Annotated in this window: 21 protein-coding genes and 3 pseudogenes; 6 read left to right on the plus strand and 18 right to left on the minus strand. The window is 59.1% G+C overall.

Annotated features, from left to right (window positions below):
* Positions 1-86: 86 nt before the first annotated feature.
* Both FFH21_RS16245 and FFH21_RS16250 read right to left on the minus strand, forming a co-directional pair.
* A complete protein-coding gene (locus FFH21_RS16245; RefSeq protein ID WP_038820519.1) occupies positions 87-737 on the minus strand; it encodes a hypothetical protein in 651 nt (216 codons plus the stop codon).
* Positions 724-2,082, minus strand: a complete 1,359-nt coding sequence (locus tag FFH21_RS16250; protein ID WP_004665662.1) for an AAA family ATPase — start codon at positions 2,080-2,082, stop codon at positions 724-726. The genes FFH21_RS16245 and FFH21_RS16250 overlap by 14 nt, the downstream gene beginning before the upstream one ends.
* A gap of 247 nt (positions 2,083-2,329) precedes the next feature.
* On the opposite strand from FFH21_RS16250, the pseudogene FFH21_RS16255 reads away from it, so the two are divergent.
* Positions 2,330-3,527: pseudogene (locus tag FFH21_RS16255) on the plus strand (MFS transporter).
* A gap of 227 nt (positions 3,528-3,754) precedes the next feature.
* A complete protein-coding gene (locus FFH21_RS16260; RefSeq protein WP_041924584.1) occupies positions 3,755-4,501 on the plus strand; it encodes a hypothetical protein in 747 nt (248 codons plus the stop codon).
* A gap of 44 nt (positions 4,502-4,545) precedes the next feature.
* Here FFH21_RS16260 and FFH21_RS16265 read toward each other — a convergent pair whose 3' ends face one another.
* The 13 genes from FFH21_RS16265 to FFH21_RS30010 form a co-directional block, all read right to left on the minus strand.
* Entirely contained in the window at positions 4,546-5,268 is a 723-nt protein-coding gene (locus FFH21_RS16265; RefSeq protein ID WP_004665664.1) for an alpha/beta hydrolase, read from the minus strand.
* A gap of 75 nt (positions 5,269-5,343) precedes the next feature.
* Positions 5,344-7,671: a type II secretion system secretin GspD gene (gspD, locus tag FFH21_RS16270; RefSeq protein ID WP_041924585.1), complete on the minus strand. Its 2,328-nt coding sequence runs from the start codon at positions 7,669-7,671 to the stop codon at positions 5,344-5,346.
* The gene (locus tag FFH21_RS16275) at positions 7,671-8,201 is read right to left on the minus strand and encodes a type II secretion system protein N (RefSeq protein WP_004665666.1); all 531 of its coding nucleotides are present in this window, start codon (positions 8,199-8,201) and stop codon (positions 7,671-7,673) included. The genes gspD and FFH21_RS16275 overlap by 1 nt, the downstream gene beginning before the upstream one ends.
* A complete protein-coding gene (gspM, locus tag FFH21_RS16280; RefSeq protein WP_002553957.1) occupies positions 8,198-8,809 on the minus strand; it encodes a type II secretion system protein GspM in 612 nt (203 codons plus the stop codon). The genes FFH21_RS16275 and gspM overlap by 4 nt, the downstream gene beginning before the upstream one ends.
* On the minus strand, positions 8,784-9,881 hold the full coding sequence (locus FFH21_RS16285; RefSeq protein ID WP_004665667.1) for a type II secretion system protein GspL: 1,098 nt from the start codon (positions 9,879-9,881) through the stop codon (positions 8,784-8,786). The genes gspM and FFH21_RS16285 overlap by 26 nt, the downstream gene beginning before the upstream one ends.
* Positions 9,878-10,612 (minus strand): general secretion pathway protein GspK, encoded by a 735-nt coding sequence (locus tag FFH21_RS16290; protein WP_004665668.1) that lies wholly within the window; start codon positions 10,610-10,612, stop codon positions 9,878-9,880. The genes FFH21_RS16285 and FFH21_RS16290 overlap by 4 nt, the downstream gene beginning before the upstream one ends.
* A complete protein-coding gene (locus FFH21_RS16295; protein ID WP_011168946.1) occupies positions 10,609-11,241 on the minus strand; it encodes a prepilin-type N-terminal cleavage/methylation domain-containing protein in 633 nt (210 codons plus the stop codon). Before FFH21_RS16295 ends, FFH21_RS16290 begins: the two co-directional genes overlap by 4 nt.
* Positions 11,238-11,609 carry a type II secretion system protein gene (locus tag FFH21_RS16300; protein WP_004665669.1) on the minus strand — a complete coding sequence of 124 codons (372 nt, stop codon included), beginning with the start codon at positions 11,607-11,609 and terminating at the stop codon, positions 11,238-11,240. The genes FFH21_RS16295 and FFH21_RS16300 overlap by 4 nt, the downstream gene beginning before the upstream one ends.
* The gene (locus FFH21_RS16305; protein ID WP_002553962.1) at positions 11,609-12,043 is read right to left on the minus strand and encodes a prepilin-type N-terminal cleavage/methylation domain-containing protein; all 435 of its coding nucleotides are present in this window, start codon (positions 12,041-12,043) and stop codon (positions 11,609-11,611) included. The genes FFH21_RS16300 and FFH21_RS16305 overlap by 1 nt, the downstream gene beginning before the upstream one ends.
* 8 nt (positions 12,044-12,051) lie before the next feature.
* Positions 12,052-12,483 (minus strand): type II secretion system major pseudopilin GspG, encoded by a 432-nt coding sequence (gspG, locus tag FFH21_RS16310; RefSeq protein WP_002553963.1) that lies wholly within the window; start codon positions 12,481-12,483, stop codon positions 12,052-12,054.
* A gap of 25 nt (positions 12,484-12,508) precedes the next feature.
* Positions 12,509-13,711: a type II secretion system inner membrane protein GspF gene (gspF, locus tag FFH21_RS16315; RefSeq protein ID WP_004665671.1), complete on the minus strand. Its 1,203-nt coding sequence runs from the start codon at positions 13,709-13,711 to the stop codon at positions 12,509-12,511.
* A complete protein-coding gene (gspE, locus tag FFH21_RS16320; RefSeq protein ID WP_041924586.1) occupies positions 13,708-15,432 on the minus strand; it encodes a type II secretion system ATPase GspE in 1,725 nt (574 codons plus the stop codon). Before gspE ends, gspF begins: the two co-directional genes overlap by 4 nt.
* A gap of 83 nt (positions 15,433-15,515) precedes the next feature.
* Positions 15,516-15,743: a hypothetical protein gene (locus FFH21_RS30010; RefSeq protein WP_041924587.1), complete on the minus strand. Its 228-nt coding sequence runs from the start codon at positions 15,741-15,743 to the stop codon at positions 15,516-15,518.
* 497 nt (positions 15,744-16,240) lie between these two features.
* Here FFH21_RS30010 and FFH21_RS16335 point away from each other — a divergent pair.
* Positions 16,241-18,982, plus strand: a pseudogene (locus FFH21_RS16335) (glycoside hydrolase family 3 protein).
* 38 nt (positions 18,983-19,020) lie between these two features.
* On the opposite strand, the gene FFH21_RS16340 reads toward FFH21_RS16335, so the two are convergent.
* The 3 genes from FFH21_RS16340 to FFH21_RS16350 all read right to left on the minus strand — a co-directional run bounded on the left by FFH21_RS16340 (position 19,021) and on the right by FFH21_RS16350 (position 21,455).
* A complete protein-coding gene (locus FFH21_RS16340; RefSeq protein WP_004659547.1) occupies positions 19,021-19,665 on the minus strand; it encodes a TetR/AcrR family transcriptional regulator in 645 nt (214 codons plus the stop codon).
* Between the two features lie 84 nt (positions 19,666-19,749).
* A complete protein-coding gene (locus FFH21_RS16345; RefSeq protein WP_011168948.1) occupies positions 19,750-20,910 on the minus strand; it encodes an MFS transporter in 1,161 nt (386 codons plus the stop codon).
* 5 nt (positions 20,911-20,915) lie between these two features.
* Positions 20,916-21,455 (minus strand): GNAT family N-acetyltransferase, encoded by a 540-nt coding sequence (locus tag FFH21_RS16350; RefSeq protein ID WP_004659545.1) that lies wholly within the window; start codon positions 21,453-21,455, stop codon positions 20,916-20,918.
* 103 nt (positions 21,456-21,558) lie between these two features.
* On the opposite strand from FFH21_RS16350, the pseudogene FFH21_RS16355 reads away from it, so the two are divergent.
* From FFH21_RS16355 to solA, 3 genes and pseudogenes are all read left to right on the plus strand, one after another.
* Positions 21,559-22,462: pseudogene (locus FFH21_RS16355) on the plus strand (LysR family transcriptional regulator).
* A 272-nt stretch (positions 22,463-22,734) separates the two neighbouring features.
* Positions 22,735-24,318: an aldehyde dehydrogenase (NADP(+)) gene (locus FFH21_RS16360; RefSeq protein ID WP_011168949.1), complete on the plus strand. Its 1,584-nt coding sequence runs from the start codon at positions 22,735-22,737 to the stop codon at positions 24,316-24,318.
* A 432-nt stretch (positions 24,319-24,750) separates the two neighbouring features.
* Complete coding sequence (solA, locus tag FFH21_RS16365; RefSeq protein WP_011168950.1) at positions 24,751-25,926, plus strand: N-methyl-L-tryptophan oxidase; 1,176 nt, start codon at positions 24,751-24,753, stop codon at positions 25,924-25,926.
* Positions 25,927-25,931: the final 5 nt, after the last annotated feature.

Raw genomic sequence — 25,931 nt, forward strand, 5'->3', positions numbered from 1 at the left:
CGTTGGGCGTCAAGGGCCGATAGTCAGGACGTCAGATCAAGGATATGAATTCAAAAGGTTTCTTGGTGGTGCGGAAATAGCCTTGGTCAACGCTGACGAGCGCGTTGGATGCCGATAATTACATTCACCAAAACCGGAGAAAAGGGCTGAAGAAACTGCTGAGCATCTACCTCAAGCAGGTCATTTTTTAACAGATCGAGAACATCATCTTCCTCAATAAACAGCTCAGCAGGGTCAATGCTGCAAGAAAACAGCAGCGCATCAATCATCTGCTTGCGCTCTCCCACAAGACCCCGGTTCGACTCATGGGTATCGCCTAAATTGAGCACGTTGATACTTGCGCACGCCCGAAGCGTGGTGCCTGCCACCAGGCCCGAAAGCTCAAACTGCAACTCTTTTTCACATTCGATCATCAGCGGCGTAAGCGGCAAAAGCTGACGGCCATGAGCCTTGTCACACCGCTTGGCGTTAGTGCAGCTCGCGACAATATTGCCGAAATCCAAAGTGCGATGCGGTGCTAGATGCTGCGCTTCAATATGTTCATTGCAGGCACTGCCTTTCTCGGCAGTGATCCTGCAGCAGCAATAGGCGCACAAACCATGCTGTTCAGTGACACAGGCGTAGCGAATGGCATCCTTGATATCTTCACGCCCCACCAGGTCGGCGTATTTCTTTCCCTTGTTCGCGCGCTTCCATTTTTCCAGCACTGGGAGACTTCCTTTTTCAATCTTTCTCACGGCGCACTTCCAGCTTGCGAATCAGCAGCGAAGCTTTCGCCAGTTCGATGTGATTTGCAGGTAGTTCGTCAGTCAACCCTGCGTAGAGCGTCCGAGCTTCATCGAGCTCTCCTCTCATCAAAAAGTGCTGCAGTTTATCCAGAACTGTTTGAATCTCCTCATTTCGAATATCAGTGTCCATGACACTCGACAGCACCTGATTGGCATCAAGGCCATAAAGACTGTCCTGCTCATGTAACTCGCCATCGTCCATGACGTACACCAGCACATCCTTGCTGTCGCTGATGACCAACGGCGAATGCGTGGTCAGGAGGAACTGGCAATTGGGGAACGTTATAGTGAGTTGGGCGATGAGACTGCGTTGCCATTTGGGGTGCAGGTGCAGATCAACTTCGTCGATCAGGACGATGCCATTGCCATGTAATGGGTTTTCCAGCGCCGGGTTCATCATGGCGAGGCGTCTGGCGATGTCGCCGACGAGCGCCATCATCGATTTTTCGCCTTGGGACAGCTGGGATACGTTTAGCGTCTTGCCGTCTTTATCAATAGCCATGTGCAAGCGCGGCTTACGCTTGACACGCAGTTTTGTGAAGCCTGGCATGAACGCCTCAACCGCAGTTCTGACCGCAGTCAGCTGACGGTCACGTGAAGAGGCATGCTCCCTGGTCAGCACTTTCCAGAGTTCTGTATCAATCAAGATCTTTTGAGACAGCTCATTCAGCAACTCTATCGAGATACCCGTTTCATTCTCGCTGTCTTCGCGCTCCCGAAACCACTCGAAAAAGCGGCGAAAATCCACGCCACGCCCCAAGGCGTTGTCGTAGCCGTCGAGTTGATCAAAGGTATGTCTGGCGTGGACTTTGAGCGGTATCTCGATGACAGAGCGCTCGACGGGGTAGAAAGCCAGAAGAGGAAGAGACGTATCACTTTTTTCAGTCAACTTTGAGCGATAGCCATCAGCAAGTCTGTTGAGCTCGCTTAATACTGTGGATGAGGTGGCGTTTCGGCCTTTCCGAGTAGCGGTTATTCCCCATTCAGTTTCAAGTGGATTGATCTCGTCATCCGAAATCAACACATCCTCTATCCGAATGGTAATCGAGGATGTAGCGGTGCCGTTCTGAACCATACCCTCATCGATACGACTGCCAGCACCTTTCGGCGTCCTGACTCTCGCTACCAGCCAGCTCAACGATGTAGCGACAGACTTGAGCAGCGTAGTCTTCCCCGCCCCATTATTGCCGACCAGTACGGTCACCTTCGACGCATGTCTTTCGGTAGGCGCCAGAGCGACTTCAAGATCGCTGAAACGCCCCACATTAACGAGCCTGAAGCTTTTGATTTCCATGAAGGTCCCTGAGGGGATTGATCCAGAACACAATGACGGTCGGCATTATGGCACTCCTGCACGCTCCGTGAAGACCTCGCCATAAAACGACTTACATCAAATCATCATTCCCGGAAATATCCTGTATCAACTCGCCGCACCTACTTAATCCCCGACAAAACCGTTAGCCTGCTTGCCATCAGTCAAAAACCCGCCTGACAGATGCGCCTCGCGTGCCTGTCGGGTATACGCTCAAGCGAGAATCTTCATGCCCCACTCGTCCCACGCGGCGCACAAAGCCGTGAGCATGACCCCGGCCATGGTCATGCTGTTTGCCTTCTGCTGCGGCGCGATTGTCGCCAACATCTACTATGCGCAGCCGATCATCGAGCTGATTGCCCCGGACATCGGGCTGTCGAGTACGGCGGCCAGTCTGATCGTTTCGTTAACGCAGATCGGTTATGCGCTGGGCTTGTTCTTTCTGGTGCCACTGGGTGATTTGCTGGAGAACCGCAGGCTGATGCTGATCACCACCGCGGTTGCGGTGCTCAGCCTGCTGGGAGCCGCGTTTGCCGAGCAGCCGAATCTGTTTCTGCTGGTGTCGCTGCTGGTGGGTTTCAGTTCGGTGTCGGTGCAGATGCTGATCCCGCTGGCGGCGCATCTGGCACCGGAAGAATCCCGCGGCAGAGTGGTGGGCGGAATCATGGGCGGGCTGTTGCTGGGGATTCTGCTGGCGCGGCCGATTTGCCAGTCTGGTGGCCGACCATTTCGGCTGGCGCGCAGTGTTCGGGGCAGCTGCCGTGGTGATGATCGGTATCAGTGTGGTGCTGGCAACCACCATGCCCAAACGCGTTCCGGATCATCGTGCATCCTACGGCCAGTTGCTGTTCTCGCTCTGGACGCTTTTGCGCACCCAGCCGGTGCTGCGCCAGCGGGCTTTTTATCAAGCATGTATGTTCGCAACGTTCAGCCTGTTCTGGACCGCCGTGCCCCTGGAGCTGTCACGCAATCACGGGCTGTCGCAGACCCAGATCGCGATCTTTGCCCTGATCGGCGCAATCGGTGCCATTGCGGCCCCCATCAGCGGGCGTCTGGCAGACGCCGGTTACACCCGCATCGCGTCTTTGGGCGCACTTCTGTTCGGTGCACTGAGCTTTCTTCCGGGCCTTATTCATCCTGCCTACAGCGTGATAGGCCTTGCGGTAACGGGCGTGGTGCTGGATTTCTGCGTGCAGACCAGCATGGTGTTGGGCCAGCGAACCGTCTATGCACTGGATGCCGCCAGCCGCAGCCGGCTCAACGCCCTGTACATGACCAGCATTTTCATCGGCGGCGCGATTGGCTCGGCGGTGGCCAGCCCGTTGTTTGATCATGGCGGCTGGACCTGGGTGCTGATCGCAGGCACAGTGCTGCCGTTGACTGCCTTGCTGGCGCTGCTCAGGGATCGATCCAGACAGAATGCGTAAACGCTGCACTTTGTAACTGATTTGCAGGATAATGCCGCGGCGATGGCATGGCTCATCGCCCTTCTGGCTCTCTCTCGCACCTCAAGGCTCGCGTATCCGGCACCTCTGGATCTGCGCGATTGAACACGGATTGTACAGACGCCTCATCCCAAGGCCCCCACCCGACGATACCGCTGCTCAAGCGTATCGGTATGCATTCCCGCAACCCGAACAAGGCAAAAACAGCAATGGACGCAGCACCACGAACAAGCAAGATTTCCGAGATTCTGGTCAAAATATCAGCAGGCATAGTCTGGATGATCGGGGTCATCTGGAGCATCTTCACCTACCTGTTTCCGGACCCGACCATTCTTGGCCTCAGTGTCGACTTCATCAACTGGAAGACACTGATCATCATTGTCAGCACAGTCATGCTGTTCAGCGGGCTGGGTATCGCCATCCTCGCCAGAAAGCTCCCCTCGTTACTGAAGCTTGGCGTGTGGATGGCGCTGTCACTGTTTCTCTGCGCGGTGTTCTTCAAGTTGGGCGGCGAATACGCAAAGCCTTCGGTAGAGTTCGCCCGCAGTCAGAAATTGTTTACCGAGAATGACAACGCCAACATGTTCGGCAAGCGGTCCGAGACCGTCGACAATCTGAGTATTGAGCTGCTCGACTGTGATCAGAATGGTCAGTCGCCTACCTGCACGCTCGAGCTGATCAATAAAAGCGCCGATCGCGACTTTCGCTTTCTGAACCCTGTCAGCCTGTTTGAAGAAACCGGTGGCGCGCTGGGCCTGACACAAATGCATGTTGGCGATGCGAAGTATGACCGCTGGGACAGCTTCCAGCTGATCCGTAACGTGCCAACCAGAGTCACATTGATATTTGAGGCGACCAAGGGTCGACTGAAGAAATCACCCGCCTTGAAACTGACCTTTCGCGACCGCGAGAGCAAGGAAAACGTGCTCAAGTTCAAAGAGGTCAAGGTCAACTAGGTAACCGAGGATCTCGCGTCGCCCCCCTCGGACGACGCACGTATTCACTGACGGTTTGACTGCTTCAACCAAGCCGCCAGGTCAATGACCTCGGCTTCGTTGATGCTATGCCCCAGCCCTTCATACCCATGAAATTGCGGTGTCAGGCCGAGCGACTTCAGCGTGGCTTCGGCTTGCGGGCCGCTGGCGTAGGCCACCTGGCGATCCTGTACCCCGTGACCGATGAAGACGTTCAGGCGCTTGAGGTCATCAGAGGCTTTGACCTCGGACTGCACCACCGGCAACAACCGCCCGCTCAACGCCGCAATCCCACCTACCAGCTTCGGCTGACGCAGGGCGACTTCGTAGCTCATCATCGCGCCCTGACTGAACCCGACCAGAAACACCTTGCCCGGCTGAGTGTGGAACTTGCCGGTGGCCTGAGTGATGAATGCGCTCAGTTGCTTGCCGCTGCTCTTGAGGTCTTCAGTCACGCCATCGTAGTCAGGCACGCCCGGTTTCTGGGTGAACCACTTGTAACTGTCAGCGCGCAACTCCACTGGAGCCTGCACCGACAGGTAGTTGTAATCGGCCGGAAGATGTTCCTTGAGCCCGAACAAGTCAGCCGCATTACTGCCGTAGCCATGAATGAAGATCACCAGCGGCCGGTTCGGGGTTTCGACGTTGACCTGTGCCAGGTAATCCAGCGGCAGATCAGTGTGCAGGGTGTCCTGCGCCTGCGCCATGCCAGCAATGGCGAACAGCAAGGCAGCGAAAAATTTCAGCATCGATTGATGACCTCTGTTTGACGCTGCCCGCAAGCAGCGTCGTGAGTGGGTGCGGAGGCAGAAACTGACACAGCCTCAGTTCTGCATGCTGGTCCGCGAAACTTCCGGCTTGATCAACTGCATCTGCTGACGGTAATCATCCGTCACCTGACGTGCCTGGCTACTGCTGGTGATGACTCGCGGCGTGATCAGCACGATCAGCTCAGTACGGCCCTTGGACTTGCTGGTATTGCCGAACAGCCACCTCAAGCCCGGGATGCGTCCCAGATACGGTACAGCGTTGACCGTCTCGGCATTGTCCTGCTTGATCAAACCGCCCAGCAGCACGGTCTGGCCACTCTGCGCGGCCACTTGCGTGGCGACCGAGCGCGTGGAGATACGCGGGTTACCGTTGGCGTCGCTGGTATTGGAATTGGTGTCGGCGCTACTGACCTGCTGCTGAATGTCCATGTACACCAGACCGCCCGGATTGATGCGCGGCACGACGTCGAGAATCACGCCGGTCTGCACATATTCGACGCTGCTCAATGTGGTGTTGGTGGAGGTGTTGGTGTTGATCGAGGTCTGGCTGATCGGGATGTTGTCGCCGACCTGAATCTGCGCCTGCTGGTTGTTCATTACTACCAGCGACGGTGCCGACAGGATCTGGGTGCGGCCATTGGTTTCCAGCGCACGCAAGGCAACCTGCAAGTTGTTGCTGACGAAGGAGTAGAAGAATGCGTCAGTAGAAGCCAGCGCAGCCCCCCCAGTACCAATCGCACCCTGGCTGCCCGCAGTGTTGGTCACGTTGCCGGTTGTGCCCGAGTTTCCTGCGAGGCGTCCCAGATACCACTGCACGCCCATGTCCAGCTCACCCGTCAGCGAGACTTCCAGAATGCGCGTCTCGATTTGTACTTGCAGTGGCGGATTGTCGAGGCGCTTGATCGCCGACTCGATTTCCTTCCACTGCGCCGGACGGGTGCGCACCAGCAACTGGTTGCTGCTCTTCTGAGCAGTGATGCGGGTGCTGGCGTCCAGCGACTTGCTGTTGCCGTTCGCTCCTCCCCCCTCCTGGCTGGCCGAATCCGATTCACTGCTGCTCTGATCGTCGCCCTCGGATTCGCTGTCGCCACTGTTCTGGCTGTTGTTCATGCCCTGGCTGTTGCCAAAGCCGCCGCCATTACTCATGCCACCGCCGCTGCTGCCCAGGCCGCTGGAACTGCTCATGCCGCCGACACCGCTACCGCTATTGGAGTTGAGCGATGACAAAGTGGTGGTGCGCAGCCCCGGCGCGACCTTGGCTGCCGAGTCTTCCTTGATGGCACCCGACCCGTAGATCTGCCGCAGGTATTTGGCCAGGTCGGTGGCTTTCATGTTGCGCACGTCGTACACGTACATCTGCGGCTCGTTACCGCCGCCTTCATCGATGGTATGAATCCACTCGCCGACTTCGCGCAGGTATTCCGGCTGTGACGAAATCGCCACCACCGAGTTGGTCCGCTCGATCGGCAGGAAACGCACCATCCCCGCCAGCGGCATGCCGCTCTCCGGGCCGAACATTTTCTGCAACTCGGGCATCAGCTCGCCGACCGAGGCACGTTGCAGGCCGAATACGCCGACCGACATGCCTTTGAGCCAGTCCACATCAAAGGTGTCGATGGTGTCCTGATAGTTGGCCAGTTCTTCGGGCGTACCCGCCAGGCTCAGTACATTGCGCGCCGGATCAACCAGCAGGAATGCGTTTTCCCGAGCGAACGGCTTGAGCAGCTTCTGCATTTCGCTCGCAGAGATGTAGCGCAACGGAAACAGCCGCGCCGACATGCCCGGCGACGGTTGCGCCACCGGCATTTCCGGCACCAGCTTGCCGGCCACGGCCTGGTTCGAGGGCAGGATTACATAGCGATTGCCCTGCTTGATCATCGCGTTGTCGGTCCAGGACAGCAACGTTTCAAGAATCGACAACGCTTGCTGCTTGTTGACCGGCTTGGAGGTCGAGAAGCTGACATCGCCCTTCACACCCTGGGCAATGCTGTAATTCTCGTGCAGCAGATCGCCCATGATGCTGTTGATCACCGCCTGAATCGGCTGATTGGTGAAATTGAAGACGATGTCACCGGTTTCGGCCGGACGCGCCGCCGGAGCAGCAGCGGGCTGGCGGATGAAACGCTGGTTGCCCCTGATGACCTGGCGCTGCGGCGAGCTCGCCGGTTGCTGTGAAGGTGGCTCGACTGGCGGTCGTTCGCTGCGCGGGTCTACCGGCGGGCGTTGTGAACCGGTTCCCTGGAGCGCTTCCTGCAGCATGCCATTGTCGGGATCGAGAGTGTCGGGCTTTGACGCGCAGCCGCCTAGGGCGACGGCGGTAGCCAGGCAAAGCAAGGGTGTGCGCAAGGTAGCGATGGCAGGAACTCCAGAAAAGGTACCCATCACAGGGTGGAATCGTTGGTTAAGGTAATCGGCGGTGTACTCGACGGCGGCGGCAGACGCAACGCGGGCAGGCGCAGCATTTGCGTACGGCCATCGAGTTGAAAGGTGGCCTGGGTAGGCTCCAGGCGGTCCAGCGTCCAGCCGTTGGGCAGGCGATCGCCCTGACGGATCTTCAACGCCGGACCGCTGGCTTGTTTAATCAGTGCGACACGTAGCGAGCCGTCCATGATCACCCCGGTCAGGGTCAGGCCGGCCAGGCTGGTGGCCTGCGCGTCGGCTTTGCGAACAGCTACATCCGGGCTGCGGTCAGGACTGAACAGCGGGGTTTTCCAGGTATTGGCCAGGCTGTCCAGTGTCGCCGACGGCGCATTTTGGGTCTGCGCCTTCTGATCGATCGGGTTGCGCGGTGCCTGCTCCGGCAGCCAGTCGGGCGAGTGCGCAGCGCCGCTGAAAATCAGGCCGATCAGCCCCGCCAGCAGCGCGGCCAGAGCCAATAGCGACCACTCCAGCGGGCGTAAGGAACCGATCATTGCTCACCCTCCCCGGCGCTGGCCGGTTGCAGGTAGCCACGCACCAGCAGGTGCACCACCAGTTTGCCGGCGGCACCGCTGGCCGGAGCATTGGCATCGCGACGCATACTCATCTCGTCAATGAACAGAAACGGGCGCTGGTACTCCAGCGCATGCAGAATGGCCGTCAGCGGTTCGATGGCGCAGTTCAGGGTCAGGCTTACCTTGACCTGCCGATACGGCTCGGCGCTGTCCTGCTCTGGCGTGATCGGCATACGCTGGGTCAACTCGCAGCCGCCGCCAGTGCTTGCCTGGCTGCTGATCAGGTCGGCAATGCGCTGCATCAGATCCGCCGCCACAGCGCTCGGGTCTTCGCCCGGCAACAGACTGGTGCTGCTGGCCGGGTCACTACGGGCCTGTTCCAATTGCTCACGCAATGAGTCGCCCTGCTGCAGAAGGCCGGCGTAACGCTGCTGTTGTTCGCGCAACTGGTCGGTCTGCTCGCTGATGTCGCGCAAGGGTCCGGCGAACCAACTGTCGATCAACAGCCAATAAGCCAGGCACAGCACCAAGGCAAGAATCATCAGGGCCGCGCCCCGCCGCTCACGGCTTGTCAGTGGACGGCGCATCGGCGTTCTCCTGATGCTGGTTCTGGTGCAAATGCGCACGCAGTGAATACTGATCCTTGCCGGTCTTGGTGTCGGGCTGGATCACGCCCTGAAACTGCGCGTTGTCCAGACTGTGACAATCCTTGACGCGGCCGATCAGGGCACTGGCCTTGGCGCTTTGCCCGGAAAACGCGACTTCGGCGCTGTCACTGATTTCCAGATGCTCGATCCAGGTGTCCGAGGGCAGGCAAGCGGTCAATTCACTGAGCAGCGCCGACAGCGGCGGTTGAGCAGCCTTGCGGCGGATCAGGTAATTGGCTGCGCCCAGCGTGTTGGTCAACTGCTGACGCAGCTGTTGAATCTCACCCACCTGGGCCTTCTGCGCCTGGACACTGGCCTGCATGTCATCGAGCAGACTCTGCCGGTCATTCAGCCACAACAGCATGGCGCTCAGCAGCAAACCGGCACACAGCCAGAGCAGCCAGCGCTGCAAACGATGACCGGAGTGCGATTGCTGCGGGCGCAGTGGCATCGGCAACAGGTCGATGCCCATACGCTGCCCGCCAGTACCCATGGCGGCAGTCCCCATGTCAGTGACGACATCTACCGCATCGGGACGCAAACCGCGCTCGGCGCACTCACTGAGTATCGCGTCCAGCCGCTCGCGCAATATCGCCACTAGTGTGACCTGCACAAAGCTGGCGCTGCGACTGTCCTGACGGGCCACAAAATACAACTGGCCAGCGTCGAACGGGGTGAAGCGGTCCAGCTCGTAACCGACGACAGTCGACAGATTACGCGCCGCGGCAGCTGGCAGTTGCAGGGGCTGCACCAGCACCGCCGACGCTGGCAGCAACAGCACACGTCGTGCCTGAGGCGATGCATCGGGCAGCGGCTCGACCAGCGGCCAGACGTGCGCCTGCTCCAGGGTCTCGCGGCCCAGCCAGCGACGCACACGCGGCGGCAGGCAGGCGCGAAGCTCCGCGACCCACCATTGCCAACCGTGTTGCGCCGGACTGCCACGCCACTGCCGGGCGACCTGTTCGCGTAACGCGTAGACAGGCGCCAGACGTGCAGAAACTGATGAATTCATTCTTGCCAACGCAACACCCTGTAGGGCTGTGCGCCTCCCTCCGATGGGCTCAATAAAACAGTGGTTTGTAACAGGGCAGTCACACCGCCCGGTCGTTCTGCGCGGCTGTCGATGGCCAGCACTTCACCTGGATCGGCCCCGACCGCGCTCTGGTTCGGCAGGTTCAAGGCCCGTCGCAGCAACGCCGAAGCGAATGCCGGGTCGGGCCGATCCAGGCCGCTCCATAATGTTATTTCCGGCAACAGCCGGGCATACAGCGCCTGACTCATGCCCGGCAACTGGCGTACTTCCTCAACCACCCGCAACGGTGACTGACCGCCGTTGCGCTGTTCTTCCAGCACCTGGGCAATACCGCTGGCCTGATTCTTAGCTGCGCCGCAGGCCTGCAACAGCCGCGATATATCCGCCACCGGCGCGCTGTTGAGGTCCAGCTTGCCGCGCTCGCTCCTGATGCTGACGAGCAATTGCGTATCATCCATCCGCAACGACACCAGACGCCCATCGGCAATCCAGCGTTTGCGCTGCGCAGGATCCAGCAAACCCTGCACAGCCATATTCATGCCAGCTTCGGCGGCCATCAGTGCCTGAGTGTTCTGGCGCAACCAGAGTGCCTGGCGGCTTTCCAGTTGCACCCACCCAGCCAGCCCGCCGAGCAGCAGGCTCAACAGCGCGAGCACCCAAAGCACCACCAGCAGCGCAACACCACGCTGCTGTCGACTGGCTATATTCATTCGCCGCCCGCCCCACCGGACAGGTCCAGACGCAAAGCGACTACTTCAGGGACCCACTTCACCGCCCCGCTGGTCTTCAGGTCGATCCTTACAGCACCGGGCAAACGATTCGGCCAGGGCCATTCGGCCATCCAGCCTGTCGGCTTGCCCTTGGGGGTCAGCCCGCGATAACTGAACGTCAGTGACTCGACGTTTTGCAACAACACCTGAGGCTCACCCCACGGTTTCAGGGCAATGCCGTTTGCACCAGACTGGACCTGAGCAAAAGACACTTGCAAAGACCGATGGCCTTGCGGCCCTCCAAGTTCCAGGCTGTGCACCTGTATGCCACCGCCCAGCTCACCGGGCAACGTGGCGACAAAGCGCAACTGCTGCGCCGAGCCTTCAAAAAAACCGCTGTTGACGTCGTCTTCGGCAGACGTATCCAGCGGCAGGGCCTGACCGATCGAGCTACGCAGAAACGCCTGCGCGGCGCGGACTTCGTCCAGGTTCACGGTGTAACGTTCGGCCTCGAGCACCGCACGGTTGGCACCCAGCAGCGCCCCCGCAACCAACACCAGCAGCACGCCCAACAGACTGATCACCAACAGTACTTCCAGCAGCGTGAAACCACGCTGGGTGCGGGTCATGATCCGGCCCCGCTGACAGCGCCGCGCAGTTTAAGCGTACTGAACTGCGCTTTGCGCTGGTGCTCGCTGAGCATCAGGTCGAGGCGAAACATCCGTGCCTCACCATTGGCACCCGACAGTTGACGGATATCCAGGGTCCAGTCGATGCCTGAGAGTGTTCCCTGACGCGTACCGTTTTCCAGCGGGCCGGCACTTTCCTGATCCATAATCGTGCGTGCTGCATGGCTGATCCGGTCACTGCGCGACACCTGTTGCAGGGAGCGAGCGCTCTGCCCGAATGCAACCAGCAGAACGCCGCTGCACACTGCCATGACGGTCAATGCAGCAAGCATCTCCAGCAGGGTGAACCCCGACTGCGATGTTTTCATTAAAGCGACCGTACCTGAACGCTACCGGTCAGCCAGCCAATATCAATACGCCAGCGCCGGTCGCCGTCGGCGACAACCACGTTGCCGCCACTGGAACCGCCATCCGGGTAGAACTCCACGGACGAGCCGAGATCCGACGCGGTCTGCATGGTCACATGCAGATTTTCAGGCCAGTGCACCTCACGCTTGCCGGGTGCCTTGAACGTCGCCTTGCGCAGATTGAACTCAGTGCGTGCAGGCTGACCGGTGACAATCGCGCGCACTCTGGTTGCCCTGAGCGCCTCGACCATGTCGCCGACCGCGCGTCGCTCACTGGCGGTACTCAAACCCTGTTGCAGACCGAAACCCACCAGACCGACGGCAATGCTCATCAACACCAGCACTACCAGCATTTCCATGAGGGTAAAACCCCGGCTTGCGACAGGCGTTCTCATGCCGAACGTTACTCCCAGTTGCCCAGGTCGGCGCTGTACCCTTCGCCACCCGGCTGACCGTCCTGGCCGTAGAAAATCAGGTCGAAGCTGCCGTGCTGGCCCGGGAAGCGGTAGCCGAACGCGTGGCCGAACGGGTCTTTAAGGTCCGAAGGCTTGGCGTAAGGGCCGTTCCAGTTCGAGGCGTTACCCGGTCTCTCGGTCAATTGCTGCAAGGTCTTGGGTGGCGAACCGACGTCCAGCGCATAGCTTTCGATCTTCATGCCCAGGCTGGCCAACTGAGCCTTGCCTGCGCCGTATTTGCCCTTGTCGACGTTGCCGCCTACCTGGCGTACGACGATGGTCGCAACAATGCCCAGCAAGACGATAACCGCGAGCATTTCCAGCAAAGTGAAACCGCCCTGTCGGCGTGCGGGTTTGAAGCGTGTGCGGCTAAAAGTCATCGGAGTGGTTTCCTCTTTCATGGATTCAGATATTGCTGGTCAGGCTCATCAGCGGCAGCATGATCGCCAGCATGATCACCGCGACCATGCCCGCCATAACCACCGTCAGCGCCGGTACGAGCGCGGCCAGCATGCGGTCGATACCGCGCTTGGCCTCGACGTCGAACACATCGGCGACCTTCATCAGCATGGTGTCCAGTTCGCCCGCCTGTTCGCCGACCTCGATCATTTGCAGCGCCAGATCCGGCAGCAGCGGTTGCGCGCCGAACGCACTGGCCAGCGTGCCGCCGCCCTTCACCGACTCGGCCGCCTGCTCCACCTGCGCTTGCAAGGCGCGATTGGTGCATACCTGGCGAGCGATCACCAGCGCCTGTAACAACGCCACTCCATTGGTCAACAGCGTGCCAAGCGTTCGAGTCAGACGCGCTGCCTCGATGCGCTGCAGCAAGGGACCGATCACCCGAATGCCGAGTATGCGGCGGTCGCGGCGTTCACGGCGCTGTGGGTCGCGCATGCGAATGGCCATGCCCCAGATCAGCGCGATCAGGCCCGCCAGAACAGCCAGGCCGTAGTTGCTCAAAAATTGTCCCAGGTTGAGAATGACCTCGGTGATCAACGGAATCGGCACGCCGAGATCCTTGAAGATCGGTACGAATTGCGGCACTACATAAGCCAGCAACAGGGCCAGCGAGCCCAGTACGCCGACCACCAGAAAGGCCGGATAGATCAGCGCGTTGATGACCTCGCCACGCAGCAGTTGGCTACGTTCCAGATAATCACTCAGTTGACGCAGCGTGCTTTCCAGCGCGCCCCCCGCTTCACCGGCGCGAACCATGCTTATATAAAGCGGCGAAAACTGTGTGCCCTCTTCTTCCAGCGCCACGGACAATGGCTTACCGGCCTTGACCTGTTCGCGGATGCGCTCGATCAACGCCTTGGTCTGCGGTTGTCCAGGCTGTTTGAGCAGAATTCCAAGAGATCGTTCCAACGGCTGCCCGGCACCGAGCAACGTTGCGAGCTGCTGTGTGAAACTGACCAGCGCTGCCCCATTGAGCAAGCCGCTGCCCAGCGCGCGGCGCAACCCGCCCATACCGGCCGCGTCAATCTGCAAGACCATCAGACCACGTTTTTGTAGCGCGGCGATTGCAGCATCCTGGTCACGGGCTTCCAGCGTGCCGTTCTGCGGCGCACCTTGAGCATCCAGCGCGCGGTACTTGAACAGGCTCATGTGCCTTCACCTCGGGTGACGCGCAGCACTTCTTCCAGCGAAGTCACCCCGGCCACGGCCTGGCGCAGGCCCTCTTCATGCAGCGTGCGCAAGCCGCCACGTCGGGCAGCCTCTTCCAAAGTCGACGCATCGGCGTGGCGCATCAACAGACTGCGCAGCTCTTCGTTCATGACCAGCAACTCGGTGATTGCACTGCGCCCCCGGTAACCGCCGCCAGGTGCATCGGCACGCGGGCGATACAGGCGAATCGGGCGTTCGTCAGTGAAGCGCTCCAGCCCGTGCTCGGCAATCAACTCCGGCGGCGCATCGAAGGCTTCACGCGTTGCCGGATCAAGACGGCGGACCAGACGCTGGGCCAGAATGCCGTTGACCGTCGAAGCGATCAGGTAGCTTTCGACGCCCATGTCCAGCAGACGGGTAATACTCGCCGCCGCACTGTTGGTGTGCAGCGTCGAGAGCACCAGGTGACCGGTCAACGAGGACTGAATGGCGATACGGCAGGTTTCCAGGTCACGCATCTCACCGATCATGATGACATCCGGGTCCTGACGCACGATGGAGCGCAGTGCCCCGGCGAAGTCCAGGCCAATGGAAGGCTTGACCTGAATCTGATTGATGCCTTCGAGCTGATACTCGACCGGGTCTTCGACGGTGATGATCTTGCGCTCGGCGGTATTGAGCCGTGATAGCGCAGTATAAAGAGTGGTGGTCTTGCCGGAGCCGGTCGGCCCGGTGACCAGCAGAATGCCGTGTGGACGCTCGAGCACATCGAGAAATTCATCCAGCCGTTCGCCATCGAAACCCAGGCTGGGGAAATCGAAATTGATGGTCTGCCGGTCCAGCAAACGCATGACCACCGATTCGCCGAAGCTGGTAGGCACCGTAGACACCCGCAGGTCCAGCTCCTTGCCCTGGATGCGCAGCATGATCCGGCCATCCTGCGGCAGACGACGCTCGGCGATGTCCAGCCGCGCCATGATCTTCACCCGGGAAATGACCGCCGCCGAAGAACTGGACGGTGGCGCCTCGGCCTCATGCAACACGCCGTCGATGCGATAGCGCACCTTCAGCTGGCTCTCGAACGGCTCGATATGAATGTCCGACGCACGCTGTTCGACCGCACGTTGCAAAATCAGGTTGACCAGACGAATGACCGGCGCTTCGGAGGCCAGATCCTTGAGGTGCTCGATGTCTTCCAGCGAGCCACCCTCCTCATCGAGGTTCTCGATCAGGGTGCCCATCGCCGAGCGGCCCTGCCCGTAATAGCGCTCAATAAGGGTTTCGACTTCATTGCGCGGCCCGATGGACAGCCGCACCGGCACTTCGCAGGCATAAGCGATGGCCTGGAACGGGTACAGCGTACCGGGGTTGGCGCTGAGCACTTGCAGCCCTTGATCGCTCCAGCCTACAGGCACGACTTGATAGTGGCGCATGAAGCGCTCGGTCAAAGGCGGCAAGGGGTCGAGCAGCGGCGGCACAGCGTCAGCGAGCAACAGCGGCGCCTGCAACAGTGCAGCCCATGCGCGGGCCAGTTCAAATTCGGAAACCAGACCCAGACGAGTCAACAACCCGAGCAGCTCGGTGCCTTCAGACTCCTGCTGCAAACGTTGCGCCCGCTCCAGATCGGCCATTTTCAGACCCGCGTGCCCGGTCAGCCAGGCGCAAACCTGCGCGGCATCCGGAATGAGGAGGCGGGAAACATCGACGGGAACTGGCGGCATGGATGAGGGCATTTTGCTACTTCGGAGGGACATGTTACAGCACTCTCCGACTGGAAAGTGCTGTGCTCAAAGGCTTCAAACGATCAGTTTGACTGCTTTTGAGTGGTTGCGTTCTGCGGGCGACCACCTTTTGTCGTTTCGGTCTTCTGGTTTTGCGCCTTCTGCGCTGCCTTGGCGTCCTGGGTCTGGGTCATGACCGTCGAATCGATTGCACCGGATGTTGCGTCGTCATCGGTCGCTTCAGCAGCAACTACTGCACCACTAAGGGCCAGACCCAGAACAACGCCTGCACTGATTACAGAGAATTTCATCGTAGTTAACTCCACAGAAAAAAGAAGTGAATTCTGCAAAAGGCAGAAATCGGATAAAGACCGGGCAAGAAATAGCGTACAGCACGCATCGCAACTTGCGAGCTGTCTTTCTTCGTCCTGAAAAATCTTAAACCCATCGACCAGTAGGTTTAACAAGAGTTCCTAAATTGTAAAGAAAAAATACGAAATGAAAGAAAAATACGCTTTTATTTGACATTTATGCCTTGTTTTAGGGTTAATTGTAACGGTTTTGAGATTCAAAGTGCCATCATGTGATGGCAGCTTGATGACTATCGAGAAGTAGAAAAGATAATAAATAAAACATCGAAACAGTAATTAAACAGCCATAAGTCGCTCCCCTGTTAAGAGGGGAAAAAACGCGACAGCGGGCAACTTTTGCCCGGAGAAAAGAGTAAGCCGCAAAGGCAAATAACGACGAGTTAGTTCTGCGCACGTGCGCAGGCAGCCAGTTAATTGAAACGTAGTTGGAGAGCAATATGAACAAGCGAAAGATGATAGGCGCGCACTCGGCGCTGGCCTTGCTGGCATTGGCAGTATCCCAGGTGCACGCCGCTGACCCTACTGTGCAACAAGGTCGCGAGGACCGCGCTGAAAAAGCAGCGCAGAAGACCCTGGCGAAGATGACCATGGAAGAAAAGCTGGCCTACATCGGCGGCACCGGCGGCTGGGATGTCAAGCCGCTGACCAACTAAGGCGTTCCGCAGATTCACGGTGCCGACGGCGGCGTGGGCGTGCGCTACACCAGCGAAGGCAACGATCAGGGCGTGGTCTATCCGTCCGGCCCTAACCTGGCAGCCACCTTCAACCCGCGTCGTGCCATCGACCTCGGCCGTGCGCTGGGCTATGACACTGCCGTCGGCGGCTACCAGTTCATCACTGGCCCCGGCGTCAACCTGTATCGCATGCCGTACGGCGGCCGTGCGTTCGAATACCTCTCCGGTGAAGATCCGTTCCTGGGTGCCAGCCTGGCACCGGGCGTCATCAACGGTATCCAGTCTCGTGGTGTATGGGCCAACGCCAAGCACTACGCGGCCAACGACCAGGAAAGCAACCGCTTCAACCTGGACCAGAAGATGCCAGAGCGCGTTCTGCGTGAAATGTCGCTGCCTGCATTCGAGTCGTCCTCAAAGAACGGCAACGTTGCGATGATGATGTGCGCCTTCCAGAAAGTGAACGGTGATTTCGCTTGCGAAAGCGAGCACCTGATCGCGCAGATCCTGAAGAAGGAATGGGGCTTCAAAGGCTTCGTACAGAGCGACTACAACGCTGTGGTTCATGGCTTCGAAGCCGCCCGCGCCGGTACCGATCTGGACATGATGGGCTACCAGATGAACAGCTCCGTGCTGAAGCCGCATCTGGACGCTGGCGACCTGAGCGCTGCGACCATCGACGACAAGGTCCGACGCATCCTCAAGCAGATCTACCTGTACAAGTTCGACAGCAAGACACCGCTGACCACGCACAACATGAACAGCTCGACCAGCAACAAGGTTGCTCTGAACGCTGCGCGTGAAGGTATCGTCCTGCTGAAAAACCAGGACAATCTGCTGCCGCTGGACAAGCAGAAAGTCAAGAAAATCGCCGTTGTCGGCACCCTGGCCAAGTACTCGCCACCGACCGGTTTCGGCAGCGCCAACGTCATGGCCAGCCATTACGTCAGCGAGCTGAGCGGTCTGCAACAAATCGCGCCTAACGCCAAGGTCGACTTCATCGAAGGCCTGTCGCTGGACCCAAGCACCAGTGCCTGGACCACCACCGACGCAACTGGCAATGAAGTCCAGGGCATGAAGGTCGAGTACTTCAGCAACACCAACTGGTCTGGTGATGCAGCTGTCACCCGCACCGAGAAGCATGTTGACCTGGACTGGGCCAACGACAAGAACCTGCCGTTCGAAAGCAACACCTCGACGTCCGATCCGTACACCAGCAAAGGTTCGACCGCTGGCGAACTGAATGGCGATACATCGTCGACTTCGATTCGCTACACCGGCAAGGTCACCCCGACCCAGAGCGGCGAGCAGGTGTTCAAGGTTCGTGCCGACGGCGCCGTGCGTCTGTGGGTCAACGGCAAGAAAATCATCGACAACGGTGACGGCAAGCCATTGCCGGGCAACAGCATCCCGCCGACCATTCCAGAGTTCGCCAAGATCAATCTGGAAGCTGGCCAGTCTTACGATGTGAAGCTCGAGTACTCGCGTCGCGCCGGTTACCTGTCGACCATGGGCGGCCTGGTAGGTGTGCAACTGAGCTCGGCTTCGCTGAACGCACCTCAGGACCTGTCCGGCTATGACGCCGTTGTGGTTGCCGTGGGTAACAGCAACGAATACGAAGGTGAAGGTTTCGACCACAGCTTCGATCTGCCTGAGTTCCAGAACGAGCTGATCCAGAACATCGCCAAGGTCAACCCGAACACCGTGGTGACCATGTATGGCGGTACGGGTCTGAAGATGAGCGACTGGATCGAGCAGGTTCCGGTAGCACTGCATGCCTTCTATCCGGGTCAGAACGGTGGTCAGGCTCTGGCCGAGATCCTGTTCGGCAAGGTCAACCCGTCGGGCAAGCTGCCGATCAGTATCGAACGCAACATCGAAGACAACCCGGCTTACGCTTCCTTCCCGAAATTCGACAATCAGAACACTCTGACCGACATGGATTACAAGGATGACCTGATGCTGGGTTATCGCGGTTACGAGAAGAAAGGCATCAAGCCGCTCTACCCGTTCGGTTATGGCCTGTCGTACACCACGTTCGGTTACAGCAACATCAAAGTGACGCCGGGCGTTGCGGTAGGCAACACGCCGATCAAGGTTTCCTTCGATCTGACCAACACCGGCAAGGTTGGCGGTTCTGAAGTCGCTCAGCTGTACGTGGGCCAGCAGAACCCGAAAGTCGAGCGTCCGATCAAGGAACTCAAAGGCTACAAGAAAGTGTTCCTCAAGCCGGGTGAAAGCAAGCGCGTGACCATTGAACTCAATGACCGCTCGCTGGCCTACTTCGACGTGAAAACCGATCAGTGGGTGGTTGATGCCGACACCTTCAACCTGTCGCTCGGTGGTTCGTCGCAGGACATCCGCCTGAACGCCAAGCTGGTCAACTCGTTCCGTCAGGAACTGTCGACCACCACCAGCAACCCGCTGCCACGCTCCGCTCTGAACTCGGTTCTGGTCGAGAAACCACCGGTCAAGACCGGCGGTGTATTCAAACAGACCGTCGAGTAAGCGTTAGCTGACTGAAGGGTAAACGGACAAATAAAGGCTCAGGGACGAGCCCTTACCGCTGCATCGACCTGCGCAATGTAGGTATCGAAACACTCGACCAGGTCCACCTGATCGGGAAAGCGTAACCACTGAATCTGCAAGCCATCCATCATCGCCAGAATCTGCCGGATGATCTTGTCCAGATCCACATCCGCACGCACCTCCCCGCGCTCCACCAAACCTGCAAACTGTCCCATCAAGTGCGCGTGAATGCGCTCGTAGCGCGTCTGGAACCATTCAAAGGCAGGCTGGTTTTCCAGCAGACTTTCCGCATTGAGAATCGAAAAGGCACGCACCACGCCGGGCGCCGTGGCGTTGGAACGGTTGATAGCGCGCAGGCCGCCGAGCAGGCCGGTCAACGTGTTGTCGGTGCGCACCTCGGCAGCAATGCGGCTATTGACCTCATCGCGGCGGTCCAGCACGCCCATCAATAGCGAGATCTTGCTGGGAAAATGGTGCAGCAGCCCGGCGACGGAAATACCGACGATGGCCGCTACCTTAGCCACCGAAGCGCCGGTATAGCCCTCAAGGGAAAACACTTGCAAGGCCGCATCAAGCAGCTCTTTGCGGCGCTTTTCACCCTTTGGCGCGCGCCTGTGTCGGGTGACTGCCGTGCCCGTTTCCGTGGGGTCATGCAGAGTCATATCAGGCTCCTTCTTGAACAGCCGCGTACCCTAACCATTCAGGCGACTACTGGCAACGCTATTGAACCGGATTGTTGGACAATTTCATTTTCCGCTTCCATTCAGATTCAACACAATTGCCACTGCAATCAACACCAGGCTGATCGCCAGCGACAACCACAGCAGGCCGCTGTCGCCCTGCCATTCACGCACCCACGCAAAAAACCACGGAGCGCCAGCTGACAGCAGAAAGGCAGGAGCCAGTAATCGGCCCTGCAGGTGTACGTAATGCGAATGTGCAAACAGCTCAAAGGGTAGATTCGCCCTCAGCAATGTGGCCAGTCCGTTCATCGCGCCATAACCGAACAGGAACATGCAGGCCAGCAGGGTATGGCCCTGGCTGAGCAGCCCCAAGGTGAAACACAGCACCATTCCGGCAGCGACCCAGACATTCAGGCGCAGTGCAGGCATCGACTGCGCCAGCAAAGCCTGCGCCAGACGTGCGCAGGTCTGACCGATGCCCCACAGCGCTGCCAGCACGACCGGCACACCCAAACCGGCCAGCAACGCGGGTAAATGGGCAGACAAACCGGCTGACAGGAGCGCGATCAGGGACATGCTCAGGGCGTAGCCGAACTGAGGTATCCAGGCCGTGGTGTCAGCGGGCGCAGGCGCGGCTGGCCCGCCGTTCAAGACCGGCAACCGGGAGTCCGGCAGGCCGCTGACCAATAACCCGCTGAGCAATGCCAGGCAGCCGTAGACAGCAACCGCACTACGCCAGCCCAACGCATTCAACAAGCCGTGGCCCAGCGGCCAGAATACCGCCGAAGCCAGCCCGCCCAACAAGGTAATCTGCACCATCAGCGCCCGAGAGCGTGCGCCGAACAGCGCTGCCAATGCAGCAAACAGCGCATCGTAAAGTGACAGACGCATGCCGACGCCCAGCACTGCCCAGCCAAAAAACCACGACTGAGGTGTCTCGCACACAGCCAGCATGCAGCAGCCAAGCGCGTTGAGCCCGGCCCCGTATTGCAATACCTGCCGTGCACCGAGACGCTGGAGCAAACGCGCACTGAAGATCGAAACCAGGCCCATGATCAACAGTGCGACTGACAGCCCGGAAAAGACCTGCTGGCCGCTCCAGCCCAGGTCATCGGCAATCGCATTGCCGAAAGCCCCCGGCAGATAAAACGTCACACCCCAACTGATCAGTTGCGCGAGCCCCAGTTTGACTACCGCCAGCCTGGACAGATCAGCGCGGTCCACGTCAGTCAGGCCCGCTCGGAAGGTGCACTGCCCGAGCCGTCGCCGAGCATGCGCTGCATCAGCACGGTGTCCACCCAGCGACCGTGCTTGAAGCCGACTGACTCGAATACCCCGACACGGCGAAAACCCAGGCGCTCGTGCAGACGCAGCGACGCGATATTCTCGCTATTGCCGATCACCGCGACCATCTGCCGCCAGCCGCCCTGCTCGCAGCGCTGTACCAGCTCGCCAAGCAATGCCAGACCGATGCCCCGCCCGCCCATACCGTCCCGTACATAAACCGAGTCTTCTACGGTAAAGCGGTAGGCAGGACGCGGACGATAGGGTGTGGCGTAGCCATAGCCGACCACCTCCCCGGCGAGCTCGGCCACCAGATATGGCAGGCCGTTGACGAGCACCTGCGCACGGCGCTGCAACAGCTCGGCGACACTCGGCGGATCGAGTTCGAAACTGGAAATGCCATGCAGCACATGATCGGCGTAGATCGCCTGTACGGCAGGTATGTCTTGATCACACGCATCACGCAGGATAAAGGTCGGGGTCATATCGGGCTCTGGGCAAATGTCGTTGGATGAGTGCAATCATGCCGCTCACCAAACCGTTAAAAAAGCTATGATTTATCATTCACAGCATAAGAAATACTTTGCCATGCGCCGACTCAACCTGAATCACTTGCACACCTTCTCGCTGGTCATAGCGCACGGCAGCTTCTCCGCAGCGGCCGAGCGACTGCACCTGACCCAGCCAGCGGTAAGCCTGCAAATTCGGCAGCTGGAGGACCAGTTGAACCTGAAATTGATCGAGCGCGTAGGCAAGCGGCTCAAGCCCACCTCGGCGGGCACTACGCTGCTGGAGCATATTGCGCGCATTGATGCGGTGGTCGAAGACGCCCTGCTGGAGTTGTCCAGTCACGCCAGCGGCGTTGCCGGAAAGGTTGCGATCGGTACCGGCGCGACCGCCTGCATTCATCTGCTGCCGCCCATGTTGCAGGCACTGCGCCGTCGCTTTGCACAACTGGATGTGCGGGTCAGCACCGGCAACACGGACGGCATTCTCAAGGCTGTGGAAGAAAACCGTCTGGATCTCGCACTGGTGACACTGCCCGCCTCGGGTCGCAGTCTGCATATCACCCCGCTGCTTGAGGATGAGTTCGTGGCGATCTTCGCCAGCAGCCAGCAGCCAGCAGCCGATTGCCGCTGAAATGACCCCGGAGCACCTCTGCGAACTACCGCTGGTGGTCTTCGAAGCAGGCAGCAGTACGCGGCTGCTGATCAATGAATGGTTCTTGCAGGCCGGGATCCGGATAAAACCGGTCATGGAACTGGGGAGCATCGAGGCCATCAAGGAAATGGTCGCTGCGGGCCTGTGCTACAGCATCGTGCCGCGCATGGCGGTTGCTGCAGTCCATCACCGCCGCGGTTTGCAGGTGCTGCAGCTGATGCCGGGGTTGAGCCGCACGCTGGGAATTGCATTGCGCCAGGACAAACCGGTCAGCAAGGCGTTGCGCCAGGTGCTGGATGCGCTGCACAAACTCAACGCTACACCCCCTTAAAAGTCACAAAGGCGCGCCACGATAGAAGCCTGATTGCGCCCATGCACTATAAAGAGCAGCAACGCTTGACCTGACAAATCAGGGCGACAGTTGCATCAGCAGCGAATCAAGTTGTACGATGACTGCCCACTGGTTTTAGAAAAATGATTGCTGGCCTGCTTTTACACGCCACATCACTGACAATCTGTAAAGCAACTCGGCAACCCATAAGGAGCGCCGGTCCGGATACCTTCCATACCGACCTCCAACCTCAAAAACAACAGGAGATACCGATGCCTAACATTCTCGGCCAGAACTTCATCGCTGGCGGCCGCAGCGCTCTGGGCCAAAGCCTGCAAAAAAGTCTGGATGCCACAACAGGCGAAGAACTGCCTTACAGCTTCCATCAGGCTACCGACGGCGAAATCGACGCTGCCGCCCTCGCCGCCAAGGCTGCCTTTCCAGAATTCCGTCAACTGAGCCCGGCCCGCCGCGCCGATTTCCTTGACGCCATTGCCGATGAACTGGATCAACTGGGTGATGATTTCGTCGCCATTGTCTGCCAGGAAACCGCCTTGCCCCAGGCACGTATTCAGGGTGAACGCGGTCGTACCAGCGGCCAGATGCGCCTGTTTGCCAAGGTTCTGCGTCGCGGTGATTTCGTCGGTGCACGCATTGACCTGGCCCTGCCGGACCGCAAGCCGCTGCCACGCGTCGACCTGCGCCAGTATCGCATCGGTGTGGGTCCGGTTGCCGTGTTCGGCGCGAGCAACTTCCCGCTGGCGTTTTCCACTGCTGGCGGTGACACCGCTGCGGCACTGGCTGCCGGTTGCCCGGTGGTGTTCAAGGCGCACAGTGGCCACATGGCGACTGCAGATCTGGTGGCCAGCGCTATCATCCGCGCCGCAGAACGCACCCAAATGCCGAAAGGCGTATTCAACATGATCTTCGGCAACGGCGTTGGTGAAGGTCTGGTCAAACACCCGGCTATCCAGGCCGTCGGTTTCACCGGCTCGCTGAACGGCGGCAACGCTCTTTGCAAAATGGCCGCCGAGCGTCCACAGCCGATTCCGGTGTTTGCCGAGATGTCCAGCATCAACCCGGTAGTGTTGCTGCCAGGTGCACTGCAGGCACGCGGCGAAACCGTGGCCAAAGAGCTTGCCGGTTCGGTGGTGATGGGTGCCGGTCAGTTCTGCACCAATCCTGGTGTGGTCATCGGCCTGCGCTCCCCGGCGTTTTCCAAGTTCGTCGAGCAACTGACCGAACAGATGGGCAGTCAGGCGCCGCAGACAATGCTCAACGCGGGTGGTCTGCGCAGCTACAGCAAAGGCGTTGAGCATTTGCTGTCGCATCCGGGCGTAACGCATCTGGCTGGCAAGCCTCAGGAAGGCAAACAGGCTCAGGCTCAGTTGTTCAAGGCTGACGTCAGTCTGCTGTTGAACGGCGACCAGTTGTTGCAGGAAGAAGTTTTCGGCCCGACCACGCTGATAATCGAGGTCGCTGACGATGCGCAGTTGAAAGACGCGCTGCAGGCCTTGCGTGGTCAGCTGACTGCGACCGTGATCGGCGAGCCTGCGGACTTGAGCCAGTACAGCTGGCTGCAACCGATTCTCGAAGAGAAAGTCGGGCGCATTCTGTTCAACGGCTACCCGACCGGTGTCGAGGTCTGTGAAGCCATGGTTCACTGCGGTCCATATCCGGCAACCTCGGACGCACGCGGTACTTCGGTGGGCACTCTGGCCATCGACCGTTTCCTGCGCCCGGTCTGCTATCAGAACCTGGCCGACAGCCAGTTGCCGCCTGCATTGCAGAATGCCAACCCGCTGGGTCTGCGTCGTCTGGTCAACGGTGAATGGAGCGATCAGCCTCTCGTGTAACAACCATCGCTTGACTCGTAAAAAAAGCAGCGCGACCTAATGAGGGTCGCGCTTTTTTTTGAAAAATATTTCTTTTTTGTGCTTTAAATCGCTTATAGCGGACCTGTTTTTCAGCCTGGTGGCAGCACCATGGAAGTGCAAAACATGAGCTGTTCATAAAATAACCACACAGCTGTAAGCCACGTGTAACAAGGGTTTCAAAAAGTTACCCACAGACATACCCACGATTTCCGTGGACAACTTTTCATCAATTTCGAACCTTAAAAACCCTGAGCAGCGCAAGCGTAAATTTTTACAGGTTCCCCACACCCTCATGTGTGATGGCACTGGTAATGGCCATTGGGGCTCCGTGACATAACCTTATGCACGTTTGGCGGTTGATTCGGCAGGCTGTCCGGCGTGAAATAAGAGATTTATCGAGGCATTCCGATTATGCAGCAGCGTTGTGAAGTGGCCGTGCTCGGTCTGGGTGCCATGGGTGCAGCCACTGTCTATCAACTGGCGAAGGCCGGAGTCGATGTAATTGGCGTCGATCGCTACGCCCCTCCGCACACACAAGGCTCCAGCCACGGCGATACCCGCATCACACGACTGTCGGTTGGCGAGGGCCCGCAATACCTGCCGCTGGTACGCAGTTCGCACAGCATCTGGCGCGAACTTGAGGCGCTGAGCGGCGAGTCGCTGTTCGAGCAGTGCGGTGTACTGGTGATGACTTCCAGCCCTGCGTACGATCCTGAAGACAGTAACGACTTCACCCACCAGACCATCGCCCTGGCCCGCACCTATGGCGTGACGCACGAAGTGCTGTCGGCGGCGGCCATTCGCGAGCGCTTTCCCCAGTTCACCCCTGTTCTGGACAACGCCGTTGGCTACTTTGAGCCTGAAGGCGGATTTGTCCGGCCAGAGCGCTGCATCGAGGTACAGCTGCGGCTGGCGAGGCAACACGGCGCAAGGTTGCTGACCCATGAGACGGTTACGCACTTACAGGCACAGGGTGATCAGGTGCGCATTACCACTGACAAGGTTTCGATCATCGCTGACAAAGTCGTGGTCAGTGCGGGCATGTGGTCAGCCGAATTGCTCTGCGCGCCTTTTAGCGATCTGCTGCGGGTGTGTCGGCAAAAGCTGTTCTGGTTCGAATTGCAGGAGAATGCCGCTTTTGCACCACGTTCGCCGAGCTTCATTCTGACTCACGGGCCCGGGGAGGATGATGTCAACTATGGCTTCCCGCCCCTGCCCGGTGAAAACAGTATGAAGGTCGCCACCGAGCAATACATTGAAGCATCCGCTGCCGACCAGCTGGACCGCACTGTTACGGCAAGGGAGGAGCAGGAAATGTTCCAGACCCAGGTGCAGGGCAAGATTGCGGGACTGACGCCGAACGTGGTCAAGTCTTCGGTCTGCGCCTACACCGTCACGCCGGACTGCCACTTCATCATCGATGAACACCCCCATCTGAAGAACGTGACAGTGGTTTCGGCCTGCTCCGGTCACGGCTTCAAACACTCAGCCGGGCTCGGGCTGGCCCTTGCGCAACGCTGTATTCACGGCACCAGCGATGTAGACCTTTCAGCCTTCTCGCTGGCGCGTTTCACGGCGCAGAACTGACCAAC

This window comes from Pseudomonas sp. KBS0707 (genome assembly GCF_005937945.2).
Classification (GTDB): domain Bacteria; phylum Pseudomonadota; class Gammaproteobacteria; order Pseudomonadales; family Pseudomonadaceae; genus Aquipseudomonas; species Aquipseudomonas amygdali.